At 44.4% G+C, this 18,614-nt stretch carries 17 protein-coding genes and 1 pseudogene; 5 read left to right on the forward strand and 13 right to left on the reverse strand.

Annotated features, from left to right (window positions below):
• Position 1 precedes the first annotated feature (1 nt).
• From AB4585_RS09915 to phhA, 7 genes and pseudogenes are all read right to left on the reverse strand, one after another.
• Positions 2–166, reverse strand: a pseudogene (locus AB4585_RS09915) (LysR family transcriptional regulator); the annotation flags it as partial.
• 161 nt (positions 167–327) lie between these two features.
• Positions 328–1,044: a YebC/PmpR family DNA-binding transcriptional regulator gene (locus AB4585_RS09920; RefSeq protein ID WP_010432326.1), complete on the reverse strand. Its 717-nt coding sequence runs from the start codon at positions 1,042–1,044 to the stop codon at positions 328–330.
• Between the two features lie 96 nt (positions 1,045–1,140).
• Positions 1,141–1,350 carry a DUF3283 family protein gene (locus AB4585_RS09925; RefSeq protein ID WP_004732615.1) on the reverse strand — a complete coding sequence of 70 codons (210 nt, stop codon included), beginning with the start codon at positions 1,348–1,350 and terminating at the stop codon, positions 1,141–1,143.
• 252 nt (positions 1,351–1,602) lie between these two features.
• On the reverse strand, positions 1,603–1,953 hold the full coding sequence (locus AB4585_RS09930) for a hypothetical protein (RefSeq protein WP_229647570.1): 351 nt from the start codon (positions 1,951–1,953) through the stop codon (positions 1,603–1,605).
• Between the two features lie 179 nt (positions 1,954–2,132).
• Positions 2,133–3,233 (reverse strand): Fic family protein, encoded by a 1,101-nt coding sequence (locus AB4585_RS09935; RefSeq protein WP_372169709.1) that lies wholly within the window; start codon positions 3,231–3,233, stop codon positions 2,133–2,135.
• A 141-nt stretch (positions 3,234–3,374) separates the two neighbouring features.
• Positions 3,375–3,713, reverse strand: coding sequence for a 4a-hydroxytetrahydrobiopterin dehydratase (locus tag AB4585_RS09940; protein ID WP_017065112.1), 339 nt, complete (start codon positions 3,711–3,713; stop codon positions 3,375–3,377).
• A complete protein-coding gene (gene phhA, locus AB4585_RS09945; protein WP_017065113.1) occupies positions 3,703–4,497 on the reverse strand; it encodes a phenylalanine 4-monooxygenase in 795 nt (264 codons plus the stop codon). Before phhA ends, AB4585_RS09940 begins: the two co-directional genes overlap by 11 nt.
• Positions 4,498–4,696: 199 nt before the next feature.
• On the opposite strand from phhA, the gene AB4585_RS09950 reads away from it, so the two are divergent.
• Positions 4,697–6,736: an acetoacetate--CoA ligase gene (locus AB4585_RS09950; protein ID WP_372169711.1), complete on the forward strand. Its 2,040-nt coding sequence runs from the start codon at positions 4,697–4,699 to the stop codon at positions 6,734–6,736.
• A 528-nt stretch (positions 6,737–7,264) separates the two neighbouring features.
• Positions 7,265–8,194 (forward strand): carbamate kinase, encoded by a 930-nt coding sequence (locus AB4585_RS09955; RefSeq protein ID WP_050620231.1) that lies wholly within the window; start codon positions 7,265–7,267, stop codon positions 8,192–8,194.
• A gap of 315 nt (positions 8,195–8,509) precedes the next feature.
• Here the strand turns inward: AB4585_RS09955 and maiA are convergent, their stop codons facing one another.
• The 5 genes from maiA to AB4585_RS09980 all read right to left on the reverse strand — a co-directional run bounded on the left by maiA (position 8,510) and on the right by AB4585_RS09980 (position 15,011).
• Complete coding sequence (gene maiA / locus AB4585_RS09960) at positions 8,510–9,199, reverse strand: maleylacetoacetate isomerase (RefSeq protein ID WP_372169712.1); 690 nt, start codon at positions 9,197–9,199, stop codon at positions 8,510–8,512.
• Positions 9,200–9,237: 38 nt separating this feature from the next.
• Positions 9,238–10,275 carry a fumarylacetoacetate hydrolase family protein gene (locus AB4585_RS09965; protein WP_372136205.1) on the reverse strand — a complete coding sequence of 346 codons (1,038 nt, stop codon included), beginning with the start codon at positions 10,273–10,275 and terminating at the stop codon, positions 9,238–9,240.
• Positions 10,276–10,284: 9 nt separating this feature from the next.
• Positions 10,285–11,460 (reverse strand): homogentisate 1,2-dioxygenase, encoded by a 1,176-nt coding sequence (locus tag AB4585_RS09970; RefSeq protein ID WP_372145892.1) that lies wholly within the window; start codon positions 11,458–11,460, stop codon positions 10,285–10,287.
• Positions 11,453–12,526 carry a 4-hydroxyphenylpyruvate dioxygenase gene (gene hppD / locus AB4585_RS09975; protein ID WP_372169716.1) on the reverse strand — a complete coding sequence of 358 codons (1,074 nt, stop codon included), beginning with the start codon at positions 12,524–12,526 and terminating at the stop codon, positions 11,453–11,455. Before hppD ends, AB4585_RS09970 begins: the two co-directional genes overlap by 8 nt.
• Positions 12,527–12,962: 436 nt before the next feature.
• Complete coding sequence (locus tag AB4585_RS09980; protein ID WP_065584491.1) at positions 12,963–15,011, reverse strand: DUF3466 family protein; 2,049 nt, start codon at positions 15,009–15,011, stop codon at positions 12,963–12,965.
• A 301-nt stretch (positions 15,012–15,312) separates the two neighbouring features.
• On the opposite strand from AB4585_RS09980, the gene AB4585_RS09985 reads away from it, so the two are divergent.
• From AB4585_RS09985 to AB4585_RS09995, 3 genes are all read left to right on the forward strand, one after another.
• Positions 15,313–15,558, forward strand: a complete 246-nt coding sequence (locus tag AB4585_RS09985; protein WP_017072318.1) for a hypothetical protein — start codon at positions 15,313–15,315, stop codon at positions 15,556–15,558.
• Between the two features lie 288 nt (positions 15,559–15,846).
• Positions 15,847–17,217 (forward strand): ATP-binding protein, encoded by a 1,371-nt coding sequence (locus AB4585_RS09990; protein WP_017061238.1) that lies wholly within the window; start codon positions 15,847–15,849, stop codon positions 17,215–17,217.
• Positions 17,214–17,879, forward strand: a complete 666-nt coding sequence (locus tag AB4585_RS09995) for a response regulator (RefSeq protein WP_017094156.1) — start codon at positions 17,214–17,216, stop codon at positions 17,877–17,879. The genes AB4585_RS09990 and AB4585_RS09995 overlap by 4 nt, the downstream gene beginning before the upstream one ends.
• A gap of 75 nt (positions 17,880–17,954) precedes the next feature.
• On the opposite strand, the gene AB4585_RS10000 is transcribed toward AB4585_RS09995, so the two are convergent.
• Complete coding sequence (locus AB4585_RS10000; protein ID WP_102248759.1) at positions 17,955–18,614, reverse strand: HAD family phosphatase; 660 nt, start codon at positions 18,612–18,614, stop codon at positions 17,955–17,957.

Below are 18,614 nucleotides of genomic sequence, written 5' to 3' on the forward strand. Positions count from 1 at the left end.
TTTATTTGACCAAACCATCGCTATGAAAAGATCGAACACTCTCAATCAGTGCATCAATAAGCAGGGTCAAAGCCTTTGGCTGATATTTTCTTTCTTTGTACACTAAATACGCTTGGCGATCACCCCGATGATACTCAGGGAGTACTTAAATCAGATTCATGTCGGGATAAGACGAACAATATAATGAAGTTCAGCGATAAATCGCGACCAGAGAACGCTTTGTCAGCCGTACATTATGGAACGATGATCAAGGAAAATCAGGTATAACGTTCATAAAAAAACCGAGCACTAGGCTCGGTTTTTTAATAACTTTTGTTACTGTAAAGATTACAGCTCAGCGTTGTGGTAAACCTGCTGAACGTCATCACAGTCGTCAAGCATGTCTAAGAACTTCTGGAATTTCTCAGAATCTTCTTCAGCTACTGGCGTAGTTGTTTGAGGAACGAAAGTGATTTCCTCAACGTCTAGCGTTAGCTCTGGGAACGCAGTGTTTAGTGCAGTCTTCGTTTTGAAGAACTCAGTCGTTGGAGCGAATACAGTGATTACACCGTCTTCTAGCTCAACGTCAGTCACGTCTACGTCTTCCATCATAAGCGTTTCTAGGATGATCTCGTCATCTTCGCCTTTGAACTGGAATACAGCTTGGTGAGCGAACATGTGAGAAACAGTACCTTCAACACCGATTTTCGCGCCAGTCTTAACGAAACATTGGCGAACGTCTTGGAAAGTACGGTTGCCGTTGTCAGTTAGACAGTCAACGATTACGCTTGTGCCACCTGGGCCAAAACCTTCGTAGCGAGCTGGTTGGAAGTCTTCACCGCCGCCGCCGTTCGCTTTATCGATCGCTTTTTCGATAACGTGTGCTGGTACTTGGTCTTTCTTCGCTTTAGCAATCAGGTGCTTAAGAGGTAGGTTCATGTCTGGGTCAGAGCTGCCGTTCTTAGCCAGTACGTAAATCTCTTTACCGTATTTAGAATAAACTTTAATTTTTGCGCCTGCAGTTTTCGCCATTGAGGCCTTGCGCACTTCAAAACTTCTTCCCATCGGGATCTTCTCTCTGATTCAATTAACGGTGCAAATTCTAGCAAATTACTGTGTCATTTCAATTCTACAGCACTGCTGGGCAAGGTTTGTCTGCGTTTATGCGACACCCATTACCCGTTTGTATTTTTCTACAGACTGATCAAACCAAGCCTTTTCTTCTGGGTCACCTAGCTTCATTGCTTCTTCAACAATGGCTTCAGGGCCACATTTCGCTTGCTTCAGTTTCCATACAAGAAACGATGCTTGCTTATCCAGTTCGATTTTATTTTTCTCGCTGGGTGGAAGGAGTGAAAGGTTGATAGACATTGCTAGCCTTCGTCTGTAATACACTTGGCCGAGAAATATATCATAGAGCAGCCTCATAAAACCAATACTATGAGCAATAGTGGGGGTTGTAGGACGAGAAAGCAGCAAGTCGCTGATGCAGGTCAAGCTAGTTTGGAAAAGTGCGTTTGGCTAAAGAGCCGTTACAAGATAAAAAGTAGGGGGGGGTAAATGTTATCTTTGTATGGCCAATGCTGCTGCATTTCGAGAAAAGCAGCAGCATAACTAACACGCTTACTCTATATTAGTAAAAGCTTGGCAAGGGAGGTCTAAAGGAACTTCAAAAGTGACTCTATGAGCAATGTTTGATTCATCTAAGTTTTTAATACCGCCTCCGATAGAGAAAACTGATAATTTGGCTTTTGCGCTAGCATCAACATCAGTGCTTTCTTTTACTTGGATTGCTATATCAAATTTAATAGTTTGCTTTGGTGGCTTTTCAGGGTGTACATCAAAACCAACATCAATAAACGTTGCATGAGGATTAACAGTGCCACCTAACGAAGAAACCTCTTGAGCAGCATCATTCACGCCTTTTACTATCTGTACTAACGTCTCTTTAATATACTCATCTAACTGCATCATTTAACTCGATTCATCACGCTTATCAAAGTATCATAATACCAATATAGAACTGCAGTTGCATAATATTATTCTTTTGAGATTTATGAGTTTTTGATACGCTAAATTGAAAGCAGAGCAGGGGTATGTGGTCGCTAATAGCTAGGTCAAACTTACCCTGAGATACATCAAAGGCATAAACCCTACTCCGGCAACAGATAGCGCGTGCTTCTGCCACCAGAACCAGATTTAACTAAGCAGCCATGCTCAATCAAAGCGTTCAAATGACGTGTTGCTGTGGCACTACTCACCTTTGCTACTTTCTGATATTGGCTGGCATTGATACCTTCTGAAAAATCACCATCGAGCATCCTATTCAGCACTTTTACTTGCTCTGTTGTAAGCTTCGTTTGGTCGATGCTTCGCCAATAGTTGGTCTTATAAACGGTTTGATCGACCTCAGCGAAAACGCCTGTAAACGTCTCGTCTAACGTATCTAAGAACCACATCAACCATTCGCTAATATCGAGTCCCCCTTTCTGGGTTCGCTCCAATATCTCGTAGTAATGCTTGCGGTTAGCGAGAATTCCCACCGACATCGCATAGAAACGTACCGACTGCTGCTCGGCCTGTGCTAATGCCAAGTCGGTCAACAATCGAGTAATACGACCATTACCATCATCTAACGGGTGTAAGGTGATAAACCAAAGGTGAGTTATCGCAGCTCTAAGTAAGGGATCGAGTGTAGCGTCGGTAAGTGAATCATTAAACCATGTGATAAATGTATCTAGCTCAGCATCAAGAATGTATCGGCTAGGTGCTTCAAAGTGCACGGTTGGACGATCAATTCTTCCTGATACCACTTGCATCGGAGCTTCACCTCGTAGCTGACCTCCGACTACAGGATTAAACATGGTGTAGCCTTGAAGAAACAGTCTATCGTGCCAATGTAAGATCCTATCAAGCGCTAGTGGCTCTGTTAGGTTCTGCACCGCATCCAACATAATTTCAGCTAAGCCATCGGTTTGTTCTGTCGTTGGAAAAGGTCGATCTTCACTGACACCGAGTTTATTGGCTAAAGAAGACCGGACCGAGAAAGCATTAAGCTTTTCTCCCTCAATCGCACTGGAATGGACTATGTTCGCTAATAAGGTGTCGAGCATGGTTTGGGATTGATCTGCCGACTGTGAGGTAATCTTGCCCAATAGAATGCCCTGATTAAGCCGTACTTCTCTTAACCTCACGCCTATTTTCTGATTATCCCAAACAAAGTTTGGCCAATTATCTTGCTGCCAAATCCACATATTACACCCCATGATGCGAAAGTATCACTTATTCAACTCATACTATGAGCTGTTTAAGGCAATTATTCAACTCACATTATGAGCCGAATAATGAGTTAATCGCATCACAGAGGTTGCAAGAGTAACTCCTAACCTACAAAACTATTCACTCACCGCGAACACATCGCAGCGTGAGGCGCAGATGAAGTCATTTTTGTGCAGGCCTTTGATTGAGTGGCTCCACCAAGTGACGGTGACTTTGCCCCACTCCAATAAGATCGAAGGATGGTGGAACTCTTCTTCTGCCAGTTCTGACACTATGTTGCTGAATGCCCATGCTTGCTTGTAGTTCTTAAACTTGAACACCTTCTCAAGCTGCGGGATGCCGTCTCTTTCGATGATCTGCCAGTCTGACAACTCCAACAGTAAAGATTGTTGTTCATCTTCACTTAGGGCAATCGCGTCGATACTGCAGGCTTCGCATTTTTGTTCATTCAACATGTGTTGGTTCCTTGGGTTCAAAAAGTGGTGGTAGTAACCCCGCATCGATGGCGAGATCAGCTTGCTGTAATAGGTTTTCCTGACTGATTTTAAAGAGCTCAGATAGCTCGTCGATCACGTAATATTTCGGCTGCATGATGTCGATACGATAAGGCGTTCTTAAAACCGTTTGCAGATCGAACCGCTCGCGAACGGCCAAATCCCCTCCCAACGCATACATAGTTTCCGCTGGAGACGAAAGAATGCCACCGCCATAGATTTTCAGTTGTTGGCCTTCTTTTACTAAACCGAACTCAACCGTAAACCAATACAAACGGGCAAGATAAGCGCGCTGTTTAGATGTGGCGGCTTGGCCTAGTTTTCCATAATGCTCAGTGAAAGCCGCGAAATCGGCATTAGTGAGCATGGCACAATGGCCGAAAATTTCATGAAAGAAATCAGGTTCTTGTAAGTAATCGAACTCGTCTCGCGTTCTCAGAAATGTCGCAACTGGGAATTTCTTATTGGCGAGCAAATCAAAGAATCGGTCGAAATCGATCAATGCAGGCACAGGCTGAACTTGCCAACCGGTTGTTTCCATTAGCACTTTATTTATCTCTGGCAGCTGGGGAACTCTGTCTAATGGTAGATCCAGCAAGGTCAAACCGTGCAAATAAGCATCGCATGCGCGGTCATTAATCACGTCCAGTTGCCTTTTCACTAAGTCGTGCCAAATAGCGTCTTCTTCGAGGCTCCACTCAACCCATCCCTCTTGGCTCACGGGCTTAGAATGATATTGAGTCATTACACTCCTCCTTTCGAATGTCTCACTTTAAGCCTATCTCCACTCCTTATAAGCGCCAATTTGCGCGATTTTTCGAAACAAGCGATCGTGTAACATTTTATTTACACAATTCCACCAAGCGCTTATTTTGCTGAACTTTTGACTTTGTAAAACCTAAATACCAGACTGAAAACGTTAACTTTTTGTTAAAGGTAAAGGAATGCACGAAAGCAATAAGCCCATTTGGCAGCCAAGCGAGCAGCGTATCGCCAATGCCAACTTAACCCGATTCATCGATAGCCTTGAACAGTCTTGGTTAAACCTAGATAGGGACGTAAAAAACTATGCCGAACTCCACCAATGGTCTGTAGTTCAGCCGGAATCGTTTTGGCAAAACGTGTGGCAGTTTTGTGGAGTAGTCGGCTCACAAGACTCTATTAACAAGGCAGAAAGCGAGACCATCAAAGCTCAAGGTGGGAGCCGCTGGCAGCAGCCTAAATCGAACCGTGATGCGGTTTGGTTTCCCAATGCACAAGTAAACTACGCCGAGAACTTGCTGCGTTTGGCACACACCATGCCTGATGAGCTTGCGATTTGGTTTGAGAATGAACGTGGCGAACAACAGAGTTATACATGGGAAACCCTGTGTGAAGCTGTCTCTAGTGTTCAGCAATGGCTTGTCGATAGCGGAGTGAAACAAGGTGATATAGTTGCTGCGTATACTCCCTATCTGCCACAAACCGTGATAGCCATGCTAGCCGCCACCAGCTTAGGCGCGATTTGGACATCGACCTCGCCTGATTTTGGAGTAGAGAGTGTGATTGAGCGATTCGGACAGGTGAAACCTAAGGTGCTGTTCACCTGTGACGGTTACACCTTCAATGGCAAAACGTTCGATATGGCGGGCAAGAACCGTGAAACCATCGAACACTTAAACGAATTAAAACAGGTGTGTGAGATCGGTTATTTGAAACCGAGTAATGACTTAGAGAAGAGCGATTTAGAGAAGAAAAAAGTTGAACATGATGTGTCGATTCTAAGCTGGCACAGCATCATTAATCACTATCAGACAAAACCTCTTCGATTTACTCGTGTCGGCTTCAATGAACCGTTGTTTGTACTCTACTCTTCCGGCACCACAGGCAAACCCAAATGTATAGTGCATTCTGTCGGTGGCACTACCATCAACCACCTAAAAGAGCATCAGCTTCATTGCGATATTAAACCAAGAGATCGCGTGTTCTACTACACCACTTGTGGTTGGATGATGTGGAACTGGCACGTATCTGCGCTCGCCAGCGGTGCTTGTTTGGTTATCTTTGATGGTAGCCCGGTTTACCCGCAACCTAACGTTCTATGGGATTTAGCGCAGCGTGCTGACGTATCGACATTTGGCACCTCAGCCAAGTACATAGAAGCGATTGAGAAAGCCGAACTCTCACCAATCGACAGCCACTCTCTGCCTCAATTAAGAACACTGTGCTCGACGGGTTCTGTGCTTTACCCAGAGCAGTTCGATTACGTTTACAAGCACATCAAGCAAGACCTGCATTTAGCGTCGATTTCTGGCGGCACGGATATTTGTGGCTGCTTTGTTTTGGGTAACCCAATCTCGCCTGTGTATCGCGGTGAGTGCCAACAGGCCGGGCTCGGCGTCGACATCAAGGTGTTCAATTCGTCTGGTCAAAAGGTCGATCACGAACGTGGCGAATTAGTATGCACCAACTCCCTACCCAACTTCCCCGCTGGCTTTTGGAATGACACCGGAGAGCGCTATCACAGCACCTATTGGGATAGGTTCGACAATGTGTGGCATCACGGTGATGAAGTCGCACAGAGCGAACATGGCGGCTACCTGTTCTACGGGCGAGGCGACACCACACTCAACCCCGGTGGCGTGCGAATTGGTACGGCCGAAATCTATCAGCAAGTGAACACCATTGACGGCATCATCGATTCGATAGCAGTCGGTAAAAACATCGACCGCAATGAACAGGTATGGCTGTTTGTTCAGCTGCAGCAAGGTGTGAGTTTAGATGAAAAGTTACTGACAGCCATCAAAAGCAAACTCAAATCCTCTTGTTCGCCAAGACACGTGCCAAGCCAGATATTTGCGATCAGCGACGTGCCAAAAACACGCTCTGGCAAACTGGTGGAGTTGGCTGTGAAACAGGTGATCAATGGCAAAAATGTAGAAAACCTCGGGGCTATCGCTAACGCCGAGGTTTTGGAAGAGATAAAACGCGCTGTTTCGCTTTAACGTAGAGCCTTAGAAAGTGGCTAACTATCTCCAATTTTCACTTGGCTGTCAGATAACATCTGGAGTAAAGGCAGCCGATTGAAAACCGAATCTAAACTACTATTTAAGCTCGTGAATCCTCGCTTCAGTATGGCCCCGTACCTTATCTAAAACTCTTAATGCGATCTGCTCATCATATTTGAAACAAAAATAGACAATTAATCATTTTATAGCTTGAGATAATATTCACTAAAGGCGAATCATTTATACAAAAAAAGAGTCCACCGCTGGATTGTATCCAAGCTTATGGATATTTAATCGAATTGTAATAATTCCCACTTCCACAGCTCCATCTCTAGTAAAATGATAATTTGATAGCTATCACATTTAGAACTGTTATTTTCACATACTATCTCGGCATGTTAATTACTTAAGAGTAATTAAAAAATCTAATCATTGTTATTAATAAGCTTGAATTTAATTAGAAACAAGCAGTTAATCTCTACTTAAAATAAATAAAATCATTATTAAATGATCGGAGACATTATCATGCGAATAGTATTAGCTTTAGGCGGTAACGCTCTTTTAGCAAGAGGCCAAGCATTAACGGCTGAGAATCAACGTGAAAATATAATCAAATCAGCAGCGAGTATTGCCGCGATCGCACGCGAGCATGAGATTGTTATCGTTCATGGTAATGGCCCACAAGTAGGTTTATTGATGGAACAAAACGCGGCTTATAACGAATATTCGCCAGAGACGACCCCGTACCCAATGGATGTACTAGGCTCTCAAACCTGTGGCATGGTGGGCTACATGTTACAACAAGAGCTAAGAAACATTGACCCTGAATTAGACGTAGCTACTCTAGTCACGCAAACTGAAGTATGCAAAAAAGACCCTGCGTTTGCTAACCCGACTAAATTTGTTGGCCCTGTATATACGGAGCAACGAGCTAAAGAGTTGATGGCTCAAAGCACAATGCAGTTTAAAGCTGATGGCGAGTACTACCGTCGCGTTGTGCCTTCTCCTATGCCAAAAAACATTGTTGAAATTCAGCAGATTGAAACTCTTCTAGATACAGAAAACCTTGTTATCGCTTGTGGCGGCGGCGGTGTTCCCGTGAGTATTGAACAGGGTAAGAGTACTGGTGTAGAGTGCGTAATTGACAAAGATCTTACAGCTGAATTACTGGCTGAAAAAATCCATGCCGACTTATTTATTATCTTAACCGATGGCTCGATTTTCCGTAACTATGGTAAAGAAGACCAAGCAGAAATGAAGCAAGCAACGCCTGCTGGTTTAGCTGAATTTTCATTCCCTGCAGGTTCTATGGGGCCAAAAATTGATGCCGTTTGTAAATTCGTTGAAGCTGGATTGGGTAATGCGGCGATTGGTTCATTATTTGATTTAGATAAAATAATTACCAATGAAGCTGGTACTCTGATTACGAAAGGTGAAGGTATTGTTTATTACTAATATTCTCGAATGATAATCACCACCAATATAAAAACCTTTGATTAAAGCCTCTTATTTAATAACGAGGCTTTTTCTTATAAACATATTAGTGCTAAACGGGATAAATATTCATACACTTACTGAATTTCATATATTTAATTAACATTATAAAAACGAGTTTTGTGCTCCACATTTGGCAGTTTTGAGTACTAAAAGAATAACTTTCCATACCTGTATTTATTCAATAATAGCTAATATTTAATTTTGGAAACCGCTTCTTTCAAGAAACGGTTTTGGTAGTGTAAGGGACGAGTATTTTCGTTTACATCAGTTATTCTACATGGGCTCATTTGCATCTCCTTGATTCTCTGGCATCGCACCAATAAACGCGGGCAATTTGTTACACGCTTCAGCTATCGAGTTAATCAGCGGATAAGGCGACATATCAACGCCAAAGCGCAGCGCATTATACACCTGTGGCACCAAGCAAATATCGACAATGCATGGTGAATCGGTGAGGCTATAAACTGAATCAGCGTATGTTTGACGATGCTTAGAAAGCTTCTCTTCTAATGCCGAAAAACCTTGGCTCATCCAATAGTGAAGCCAGTCTATTTTCGCCTCTTGCTCACACGACAACTCTCGCTCCAAATACTGCAACACACGAAGGTTATTGAGAGGGTGAGTTTCTATCGCAATATCCTGCGCCATTGCCAACGCTTGATAGCGCAATGGTGTTTGCTCGGGAATCAACAAGGAGTCTGGGCTGCTCTCACATAAATATCTTTCATCCAAGTATTGCAAAATAGTCAGCGACTGATTGAGTTTAACTTCACCATCCACCAGCACAGGCACTAACTCACTGGCGTTGAGCTCACGATATTGTGGATCATGCTGCTCGCCGCCATTACGCACCAAATGCACCGATTTAGACTCATAGTCGAGTTGCTTTAGGTTCAATCCAATACGCACCCGATAGGCGGCCGAAGAGCGCCAATAACCGTAAAGTGTCATGTTCTGATTCATACAATGATCTCGCTCGAGCTGAATCTTTATAATATGGGTTATAACGCTCGATATTGGCTAACTTTTTGGTCAATCGCACCAAAAATGGAATCACCCGCCGTATCAAACATCTCTAGGCGAATCGAGTCGCCAAACGACATGAATTGAGTCGAAGGTTTGCCATCGCGAATCGTCTCAATCATGCGCACCTCGGCAATGCATGAATAGCCCACGCCGCCCTCGGCAATTGAGGTGCCGTGGTCAGTGCCTTGCTTATTCGATACCGTGCCTGAACCGATAATAGCCCCCGCCGACAGTGGACGAGTCTTCGCAGCATGGACTACTAGTTCAGCAAAGTTGAAAGTCATATCGACGCCCGCATTCGGGCAACCAAAAGGCTGGTCGTTGTAGGTCGATATCAGCGGTAAATGCACCTTACTGCCTTTCCACTGTTCACCTAGCTCATCAGGCGTAACGGCAACCGGGGAAAACGCTGAAGAGGGCTTAGACTGGAAGAAACCAAAGCCCTTGGCGAGCTCTGCTGGAATCAAGCCACGCAGCGACACATCGTTCACCAACATCAGCAGACGAATCGAATCGTGCGCTTGCTTAGCACTAGCACCCATTGGCACATCTCCGGTGACAACCGCGACTTCACCCTCGAAATCGATGCCCCACTCGTCGCTGGCAAATTCGATATTGTCACGAGGGCCGATAAACGCATCTGAGCCTCCTTGATACATTAATGGATCAACCCAGAAGCTTTCTGGCATTTCAGCACCACGCGCCTTACGCACCAGTTCAACATGGTTTACATAAGCACTGCCATCAGCCCATTGATATGCGCGTGGCAGAGGTGATTCACAATACTGAGATGCAAACACTTCACTGCCAGTCACATGCCCGTTGTTTAACGAGGTGTATAACTCTTCTAACTGAGAAGCCACGCTGTCCCAGTTATCCAATGCTACCTGCATGGTTGGCGCTAGATGCATCGCATGGAAAATTTCGGTGGCAGCTACACATTGTTTAAGATCTTTACTTACGACCATCAATAGACCGTCGCGAGTGCCATTTTTCTTGGTTGCTAATTTCATCCTTGCCCCTTACTTCTTATCGTCAGCCATGGTTTGAGAACCTGTCTCTTGCAAACCCGTGTCTTGCCAACTGTAGACATATTCTTTGTTCTCAACGTTATCGAGTTCGTCAGAGAACTGCAGCGCGTGGCGAGTATCAATCATCACCGCCACTTCGTCGGTGAATTTCTTCTTATGCGCCTGACCCGTTTTAAAAGCCTTTGGATGAGGCCCGTGCGTAAACCCCGCCGGGTGAAAGGTCACCATGCCCGCTTCAATGTTGTCGCGGCTAAAAAAGTCACCAGCGTGATAGAACAGCACTTCATCGTAGTCGTCATTGTTGTGATAGAACGGCACTTTCAATGCACCGGGGTCGCTCTCAATCGGACGCGGCACAAAGGTACACACCACAAAGCCTGCACCCACAAAGGTGGTGTGCGCAGAAGGGGGCAAGTGGTAGCGATGTGACATCAGCGGTCTGATATCGCGCCAATTCACTTTCACCACCGCTAAGTCGCCATGCCAGCCAATCGCATCCAATGGATTGAACGGATAGGTGATCACGCTGACTTTGTCGTGACGTTTTACCTGAACCTGAGTCTGGTTTTCTGAATACTGAGCGCGAAATTGATCATTGATAGAAGGGATGTCGAGCACAGCAGGATCAAACACCGCGTGATTGCCGACCATGCCTTTCTCTGGCAATGAGTAAGCGGCGTCTGTGTTCTCAATCATCAAGATAAACATCGGCTCGCTTGGCTCCAAGCGCCAGTTGGTTGAGCGCGGGATCATCACGTAATCCCCTTCACTCACTTCTAAATGACCATAGTCGCAATAGAGATTTGCACTGCCTTGGTGAATAAACAACAGCTCATCACCATCGGAATTACGCACCAAGAAATCCATCTTCTCGTCCATGCGCCACACTCGGATTTTGCAGTCAGCGTTGTGCAAAAGATGAGGCACCGCCCAAGGGGTTATCTGGCTGGCTTTTTCCACCAGCGTAAAATCAAAAGCGCGAGGGCGTAAATCACCTTCCCACTCCGACCAACCTGTTGGGGCATGTTGGTGATGGAAGTGAGCGGCAGGGCCGAAGAAACCACTTCGACCCGCCTCTCGCTCATAGATTGCCTCTTCAGGGAAGTCGGCATGCGCTTGTTTAGAACACACCCCCTCCCGATGAGGAAACGAGATCCATTTATGCATCGTCTAATACTCCTCGACGAATCTGGTCCTCTTCAATCGATTCAAACAGCGCCTTGAAGTTGCCTTCGCCAAAACCTTCGTTGCCTTTACGCTGAATGATTTCAAAGAACACAGGCCCGATTACTGTCTGCGTGAAAATTTGCAGCAAGATGCCGTCTTTAGTCGGCGCACCATCAATCAGCACACGTAGGTCACGTAGCAGATCGGTGTCTTCACCGTGGCCCTTCACACGATCGTCAACTTTCTCATAATAGGTGTCTGGGGTTGGCATAAAGTCCATGCCGCGATCACGCAAGGTTTTCACCGTTTTGTAGATATCATCCGTAGCAAGTGCGATGTGTTGGATACCTTCGCCGTTGTATTCACGAATGAACTCTTCGATTTGTGATTTGTCGTCTGAAGACTCATTGATAGGGATGCGGATTTTGCCACATGGCGAGGTCATGGCTCTGCTCACAAGGCCTGTCAGCTTGCCTTCAATGTCGAAGTAGCGAATCTCGCGGAAGTTACCGATGCGCTCATAAAACCCAGACCAAACATCCATATTGCCTTGTTTCACGTTGTGCGTGAGATGGTCGATTTCATACAAGCCAACATTGGCTTCGGCCATGCGCTGTTCCGCATCGTCATAGAATCGGAAATCGACGTCATAGATGCTCTGCTTGCCATAACGATCCACAAAATAGAGCAGGCTTTCACCGATGCCGTAAATGGCAGGAATACTCAGCTCCATCGGCCCTATTTCTGTTTTGTACTCTTCACCGCCGCCCTTAAACGCTTGTTCCATTGCAGCTGTCGCTTCGTTGACACGAAAAGCCATGCCACAGACCGATGGCCCATGCACTTTAGCGAACGCTTCCGCTTGGCTGTGCGGTTGTTCATTAACGATGAAGTTGATGTCACCTTGTCGATACAGCCAAGCCTCTTTTGAGCGATGCTTGGCGACCTCAGCAAAACCAAGTGACACAAACAGTGCTTTAAGTTGCTCAATTCCCTTGTGGTCAATGGCCGTGTATTCAACAAACTCGAATCCATCCGTGCCAAGCGGGTTGTATGTATCCACCATGAACTTTCTCCTTGTACCTATTGGTTTTGTATTACGTGTTTTTTGTCCTTAATTAAATTTGGCCCACAAGCGGAAAGATTGGAATGCATCGAAGGAAATGGGCAATAACGCTAAAAACACGTCAAATTGTAAAATATTTGTTACACACAAACCCTCACAACAACAAAGTGAGTGCTACCAAGGGATTGAAGAGTGGTGGTTTGATTTACAGCAAAGCAAGAGATGTTACTTAATTGTTACAATTGTTTTTTTGGCTAAAGCAGAAAGAGATAAGTGTATGTTGAACGTAAAAAGAGCATCACAAAACAGGTGATGCTCTTTTAAAAAGCTTCATATCCCAGCGGTATTCTTATGGGACGAAGTATCAAACCTAACCCATTACTTTAATGGTTGACGGTCAAATAGAGGTTGTTTCTCTCGTGAGCCCATCATCAATTTAGGCAATCACAGAACGAGACTTTTTCAAGCGAACTGAAAGCACGGACATTAAACTGATAAGCACCAATAGCCCGGTACCGGCACCACTACGTTCAACATCTTCAGCGCTATCATCACTTCTTTCAGCAATGTCTTCACTTGTTGCTCCAGATATCGGGATAAGTTTTACAGCCACTACCCTCTCGTCACCTACTCCATCATTACAATAAGCAAAGTGTGCGGTTGAATCATAAGCCATAGAAGAGGAGCTACTTTCACTCGCAAAACATTGTATTGCCGTCCCTGAGATAACACCCGCGTCATTAATGTCGGTTGCGTCCAATATTCTAAAGTGGTTGTTGGCATCACTGTCGTCACCACCGTTAGTTAGGTCGTCTAACCACCAAGCTTGATCATTATATCTTGCACGTCTATCAGCATCGGTACCAGTGTCGTTATAAGGGAAAATGAAGCCGCGATGCCTTCTTTCATGTCCGTCTACTTCAGCGTGAGTTTCGGCGTCAACATAGCCAACGATTTCATTGTAGCTGTTGATCTCACTTGCTTTTCCCTCTGCACTGTCAAAGAAAATGTCTTCACCTAAACTTGCGAAGAATGTGGCTGTTGGCGTTGTGTCATTCGCATCAGCGACGAACATACGATTATCAGACACACGATCCGACGGATAATCACCATCTCGTTTTGCATAACCAATAACCATCATGTTTTCATTAATGTCTGTTGCGACAGAATTACTGTGAATGTATGAATCACTAACTTCTACCGTCGCATTAGCGATAAATGTCGTCGTCCAAGCATTTTCCGAAACGCTGAAATTTGACGTACTGCTTGGCCTAAACACAGCAGCCTGCATAAGAAAGTTATCTGAATCATCTAGTTCCGTATTGTAACCAACTAAAACAGGATAAGAGCTATATGTCCCTCTAGACGAAATCGTTGCAGCCCTCACACTCGCTTGTGCTGAAGCTTCATCATCGTTGTAAGAGTAATAGGTCGAACTGGTTTCCCAATCGGATACTGCAAAACGGTTTCCATCATCATTGGGACCATTCGCATCGGTTATATTCCAGACAAAAGCTCGATTAGCAAAAGCAAAGTTCTGACACTCTGGATATAAAGCAGGCTCAATATCTTCATCGATACAATTATCTAGATCCTCAGCATCACTGTCGGATGTGTACGGAGAGTCATAATCTTTGTATCCATCACTGTAATAAAAAGTCGCAACGGACGCGCTTCCGACCACATAGCTTTCCCCTCCATAACTGAAAGAGTCAAAAGCCATCGTTCTTCCCATTTGGGATATTATATTCGCTTCGCCGTCAGCATCGCTGATCGTAATGCTGGTATCGGCTTCAGGTTGGAGAACCGTAAATTCAGTGCCTGTATCGTAGTAACCACGCTGCCTATACAACTGAATATATTGGTTGTTATAACTGTAGTAACCACTGCTGGTGTTACCAAGAACAAAACCATTCTCGTCAACTTTAGTGATGACCTTCTCCTCTGTTCCATCAACAAAGGAATAACTATAACTGCTCACATCAGGTGGGTTGCTGCCAACATCTGGGATCTCGCTTAGCGAAGAAGAATCATAAAAAGCCGTGGAATTGGTCTGATAGCTCAGCCCGTAATACGCATCACGCTCATTTTTCAAGCCTCCAATGCCCGCATCATCATCGCCATACCACAATAAAGAACTCCAAGCTTCACAAGTCGCGTAGCCAAGTTCGCTCGTGCAGTAGCTATAGATATCGTCATAATCCAAATAGTAGAACGTGTTATCGATACCAAAGGGGACCTCCTCTTTAAAGGAAAAACCTGGTTCTGCATTTTGAGCTTCCCCTGCGAATGCGTAGTCGGTGTCACCACAACTGGTACTAAAGCAATCCGTTGTACCAAGCTCTGGTTCAACTGCGACCCCATACACCGATTCAGTTTCTACTGGTGATTCCTCCAAAACCACCCTATAAAGCGCAGCGTTACTATAAGAAGCAACCAACAACGTAGAAGAGACAACGACTGATTTTTTTACCATTGCCTTCATTCTACGGCTCCTAAAAAATAATCCATTTCAATACCAACGATAGCTTTCTGCCTTTATTGCTAAAGGCATTAAATTCATGAGTTCAATAGTGGACTAGGATAAAAATAGAAAATGTGGAAACTATGTAGAAACAATGGAGGTTTAAACAACCTGACTTGATGGGCTGATGATCTGATGCCCTATTAAAGTTAAACGCTAACTTTCATCTCCTAGATTTATCCATTTTCTCTGCTAATTTGATCGCTAACCTATTTGCGTCAAAGAAATACACTTATATTTGGTTACGAATAGGAATTAAATTATGAACAAAATCACGACAGCATTACTTTTACTGACATCGACATTCGCGCTTCAAGCGTGTGCTGAAAGCCGTGAAGGCCCAAGAGAAATGCCAAGCTTTGAAGAAATGGATGCAAACGGTGATGGCGAATTACAATTAGAAGAGCTCAGAGGTCCACTCGCCGATGACTTTGATAAACTAGACGCAGATGGAAGCGGTGGTCTATCGGAAGAGGAAGTTCCGCCACCACCACCAAGACGTCAATAATGGTTAGAGGGTTATCCTAAAATAGTGATAATTCAATGCGAGCTGATGGGGTATAGCACCCTGTCAGCTCGCTATTCATTTCTAACAAAAGAGTGCTTATACATGGCCTAAGATGAATAAAGAAATCAATGTCCATATTTCCCACACGATCGAGAGCTAATATTGGTTTATCTCATTTTATTGTCTTAACTCACTCTATCGTCTTAATTCACTTTAATTTCTGGAGAGAACGTGCGCATATCAATTTTCACCAAACTGTTTGTTTCAATACTAATGGTGTGCGTGACCATGCTCTTTGTACTGACCTATTTTATTAACTCCAGTTTTCAAAGAGGGCTCCAAGATTTCACAAATAATAATGAGATTGCCCTAGCTCAAGAACTCGCCAATAACTTAAAGCAATATTACTCACCTTCCGAAAAATGGAGGCGGCTAGAGCGTGAACCACATTTAATCGCCAGTAGCATTGGCGGCCCCTCACGACCACATCCTCGTGACAGACACCCATCGCCACCACCATTAAGAGAGCCGGAAGCGCCAGGCCTTCAACCTATTTGGCAACGACTCAACATTTTAGATCAAGACGGGCGAGCCATAATTGGACCGCCTGAAAACCTACATCACCTTGAAGATGGTCAGCATCAAGCGCTAGTCGAAATAACACTGGATGATCAAGTTATTGGGTATATCTCCATCGTCCAGATGGATGAAATATCAGGGCCTTTAGCAGAAAGCTTTTTCAAACAACAAACGACGCATGTAAGCACTATCGCATCGATTACCGTGTTGCTTTCATTCCTTATCTCTTTGTTTCTTGTTAGGCGATTTTTGAAACCATTGCGTGCTTTGTCGAAAGGTGCCAAATCTATCGAAAATGGCGATCTCGATTTCTACATTAAAAAAAGCGGCAATGATGAATTGTCCGATCTCATCGGAATATTCAACGGTGTTGTCGAGACACTAAGAAAACAGAAAACACTTAGAGAACAGTGGTTATCAGATATTTCACATGAACTTAGAACGCCTATCACCGTGCTTAGAAGTGAACTAGAGGCGCTACAAGACGGTATTCGATCACCTGAACCAAAATACATCGACTCGTTACATCAACAAATCATCACACTGGGTCAACTCGTTGAGGATCTTCACCAACTCTCCCTGTATGACATCGGATTTAACCTCAATGTTAAAAACAACGTTGATATACATAAACTGATTGATTCTGTGATCGTTCAAAACTCGATCCGTTTAGAACAAAAAAACATCACATTAACAAAGCACTATGACCATTCGGCGCCACTGTTTACCTCGTGTGATGAGAGATTACTGACACAACTGTTTGTGAATCTGTTGGAAAATAGCGCACGATACACTAGCGATAATGGGCATGTATCGATAGATGTTACCGACATTAGTGATAGTATTATTATCAACGTTGAAGACAGTGATCCAGGTGTACCTGATGCATCACTTCCACGTTTATTTGAGAGGCTTTACCGCGTTGATAAATCGCGCAGTCGCTCAAGTGGCGGTTCTGGACTTGGCTTATCTATCTGTAAAAATATCGTTGAAGCGCACCAAGGACACATTACTGCCGACCACTCAGAATTGGGTGGACTACGAATCATCATAGCGTTACCAAAGGAAATAAAATCGTGATTTTAGTCGTCGAAGATGAGCCTGCATTAGCAAGTGTACTGTGTGAGTACTTAGAGCACTCTGGCCTTGAAAGTCATCATATTATCGATGGTAACCTTGTCATTGACTGGGTAAAGCAAGCATCGCCTAAACTCATTATTCTCGACCTCATGCTACCCAATCGAGACGGGTTGGATATTTATCGAGAGCTGAGAACGTTCAGTGACATCCCAGTGGTTATGGCGACAGCCAAGGTCGAAGAGATTGATCGACTCGTTGGGCTTGAACTGGGTGCAGATGATTATATATGTAAGCCGTACAGCCCGAGAGAAGTGGTTGTGAGGGTGAAAAATATTTTGCGCCGTTCCAACAAGCCCCAAGCCACGTCAACAACGAACGCCATTGATATTGATGAATTGAGTATGACCGCCGTCCTATGTGGTATTAAGCTAAGTTTAACGCCAGCTGAGTTTCGGCTTTTGCACCTTCTCTATCAAAATGTTGGCCGCATTTATAGTCGCGATCAATTGATTGATAAAATCTACGACGATAGAAGAGTGGTCAGTGATCGCACTATCGATAGCCATATTAAAAACTTACGCAAAAAAATGGTCTCGATAAATGAAAAATGTGACTACATTAAATCCATTTACGGGATAGGTTACAAACTAGAAATAGAATAATACGAATCAAAAAGCCGCTGTAGTCAGCGGCTTGATGAGTTCTAGAACGAACCTAAATCGAATATAAGGTTCGCGTTAATCCCAGTTGAGAATCGACCAATTCGGTTGATCAGCCAGTGCTTTCAAACGCGGGCATGGGTTTACTAGGTAAGCAAAATCAGCGTGTTCACACAAAGGTAAGTCGTTGATTGAATCCGTATAAAAGTGAATGTCTGAGTAGTTAGTTTCTTGATTGTCTAACCACTCTTTCAAACGCGTCACTTTACCTTCTCGGTAACTTGGAACGCCTGATATTTGAGACGTGAAACGACCTTGGTTTTCAATCAAATCAATACCGAGGGCGTTCTCGATACCAATCTTGCGGCCGACCGCTTCTACTAGGAAAGTGACGCTGGCTGAGATGATCAACATGTCGATATCATCATTCTCAAGCTGCTCAATCAAAGGTTTCGACTGTTTGAACTGTCTAGGCAAAATATGCTGTTCAACACACTCTTCCACCAATGCGGTGACTTGCTCTGTTGGCATATCGGCCAAAGGCTGCATGGAAAACGTGAGGTAATCTTCCATGTTCAGTTTGCCTTCCGAATACAAGCCCATTAAGCGCTTATCTTCTTCAATAAAGTTGGGCGCTGTGGCAATGCCCTTTTCAACCAAGAACTCATTCCAGAGCATCGCTGCATCGGCATTGATCAGCGTTTCATCCATATCAAATACATACAAAGGTTTGAACAT

Source organism: Vibrio sp. 10N.222.49.C9 (assembly GCF_041474985.1).
Lineage (GTDB): Bacteria > Pseudomonadota > Gammaproteobacteria > Enterobacterales > Vibrionaceae > Vibrio > Vibrio crassostreae_C.

Coding starts and splice junctions, on each gene's coding strand:
- AB4585_RS09920 (WP_010432326.1), bottom strand. CDS start 1,044: ATGGGAAGAAGTTTTGAAGTGCGCAAGGCCTCAATGGCGAAAACTGCA.
- AB4585_RS09925 (WP_004732615.1), bottom strand. CDS start 1,350: ATGTCTATCAACCTTTCACTCCTTCCACCCAGCGAGAAAAATAAAATC.
- AB4585_RS09930 (WP_229647570.1), bottom strand. CDS start 1,953: ATGATGCAGTTAGATGAGTATATTAAAGAGACGTTAGTACAGATAGTA.
- AB4585_RS09935 (WP_372169709.1), bottom strand. CDS start 3,233: ATGTGGATTTGGCAGCAAGATAATTGGCCAAACTTTGTTTGGGATAAT.
- AB4585_RS09940 (WP_017065112.1), bottom strand. CDS start 3,713: ATGTTGAATGAACAAAAATGCGAAGCCTGCAGTATCGACGCGATTGCC.
- phhA (WP_017065113.1), bottom strand. CDS start 4,497: ATGACTCAATATCATTCTAAGCCCGTGAGCCAAGAGGGATGGGTTGAG.
- AB4585_RS09950 (WP_372169711.1), top strand. CDS start 4,697: ATGCACGAAAGCAATAAGCCCATTTGGCAGCCAAGCGAGCAGCGTATC.
- AB4585_RS09955 (WP_050620231.1), top strand. CDS start 7,265: ATGCGAATAGTATTAGCTTTAGGCGGTAACGCTCTTTTAGCAAGAGGC.
- maiA (WP_372169712.1), bottom strand. CDS start 9,199: ATGAATCAGAACATGACACTTTACGGTTATTGGCGCTCTTCGGCCGCC.
- AB4585_RS09965 (WP_372136205.1), bottom strand. CDS start 10,275: ATGAAATTAGCAACCAAGAAAAATGGCACTCGCGACGGTCTATTGATG.
- AB4585_RS09970 (WP_372145892.1), bottom strand. CDS start 11,460: ATGCATAAATGGATCTCGTTTCCTCATCGGGAGGGGGTGTGTTCTAAA.
- hppD (WP_372169716.1), bottom strand. CDS start 12,526: ATGGTGGATACATACAACCCGCTTGGCACGGATGGATTCGAGTTTGTT.
- AB4585_RS09980 (WP_065584491.1), bottom strand. CDS start 15,011: ATGAAGGCAATGGTAAAAAAATCAGTCGTTGTCTCTTCTACGTTGTTG.
- AB4585_RS09985 (WP_017072318.1), top strand. CDS start 15,313: ATGAACAAAATCACGACAGCATTACTTTTACTGACATCGACATTCGCG.
- AB4585_RS09990 (WP_017061238.1), top strand. CDS start 15,847: ATGCTCTTTGTACTGACCTATTTTATTAACTCCAGTTTTCAAAGAGGG.
- AB4585_RS10000 (WP_102248759.1), bottom strand. CDS start 18,614: ATGTTCAAACCTTTGTATGTATTTGATATGGATGAAACGCTGATCAAT.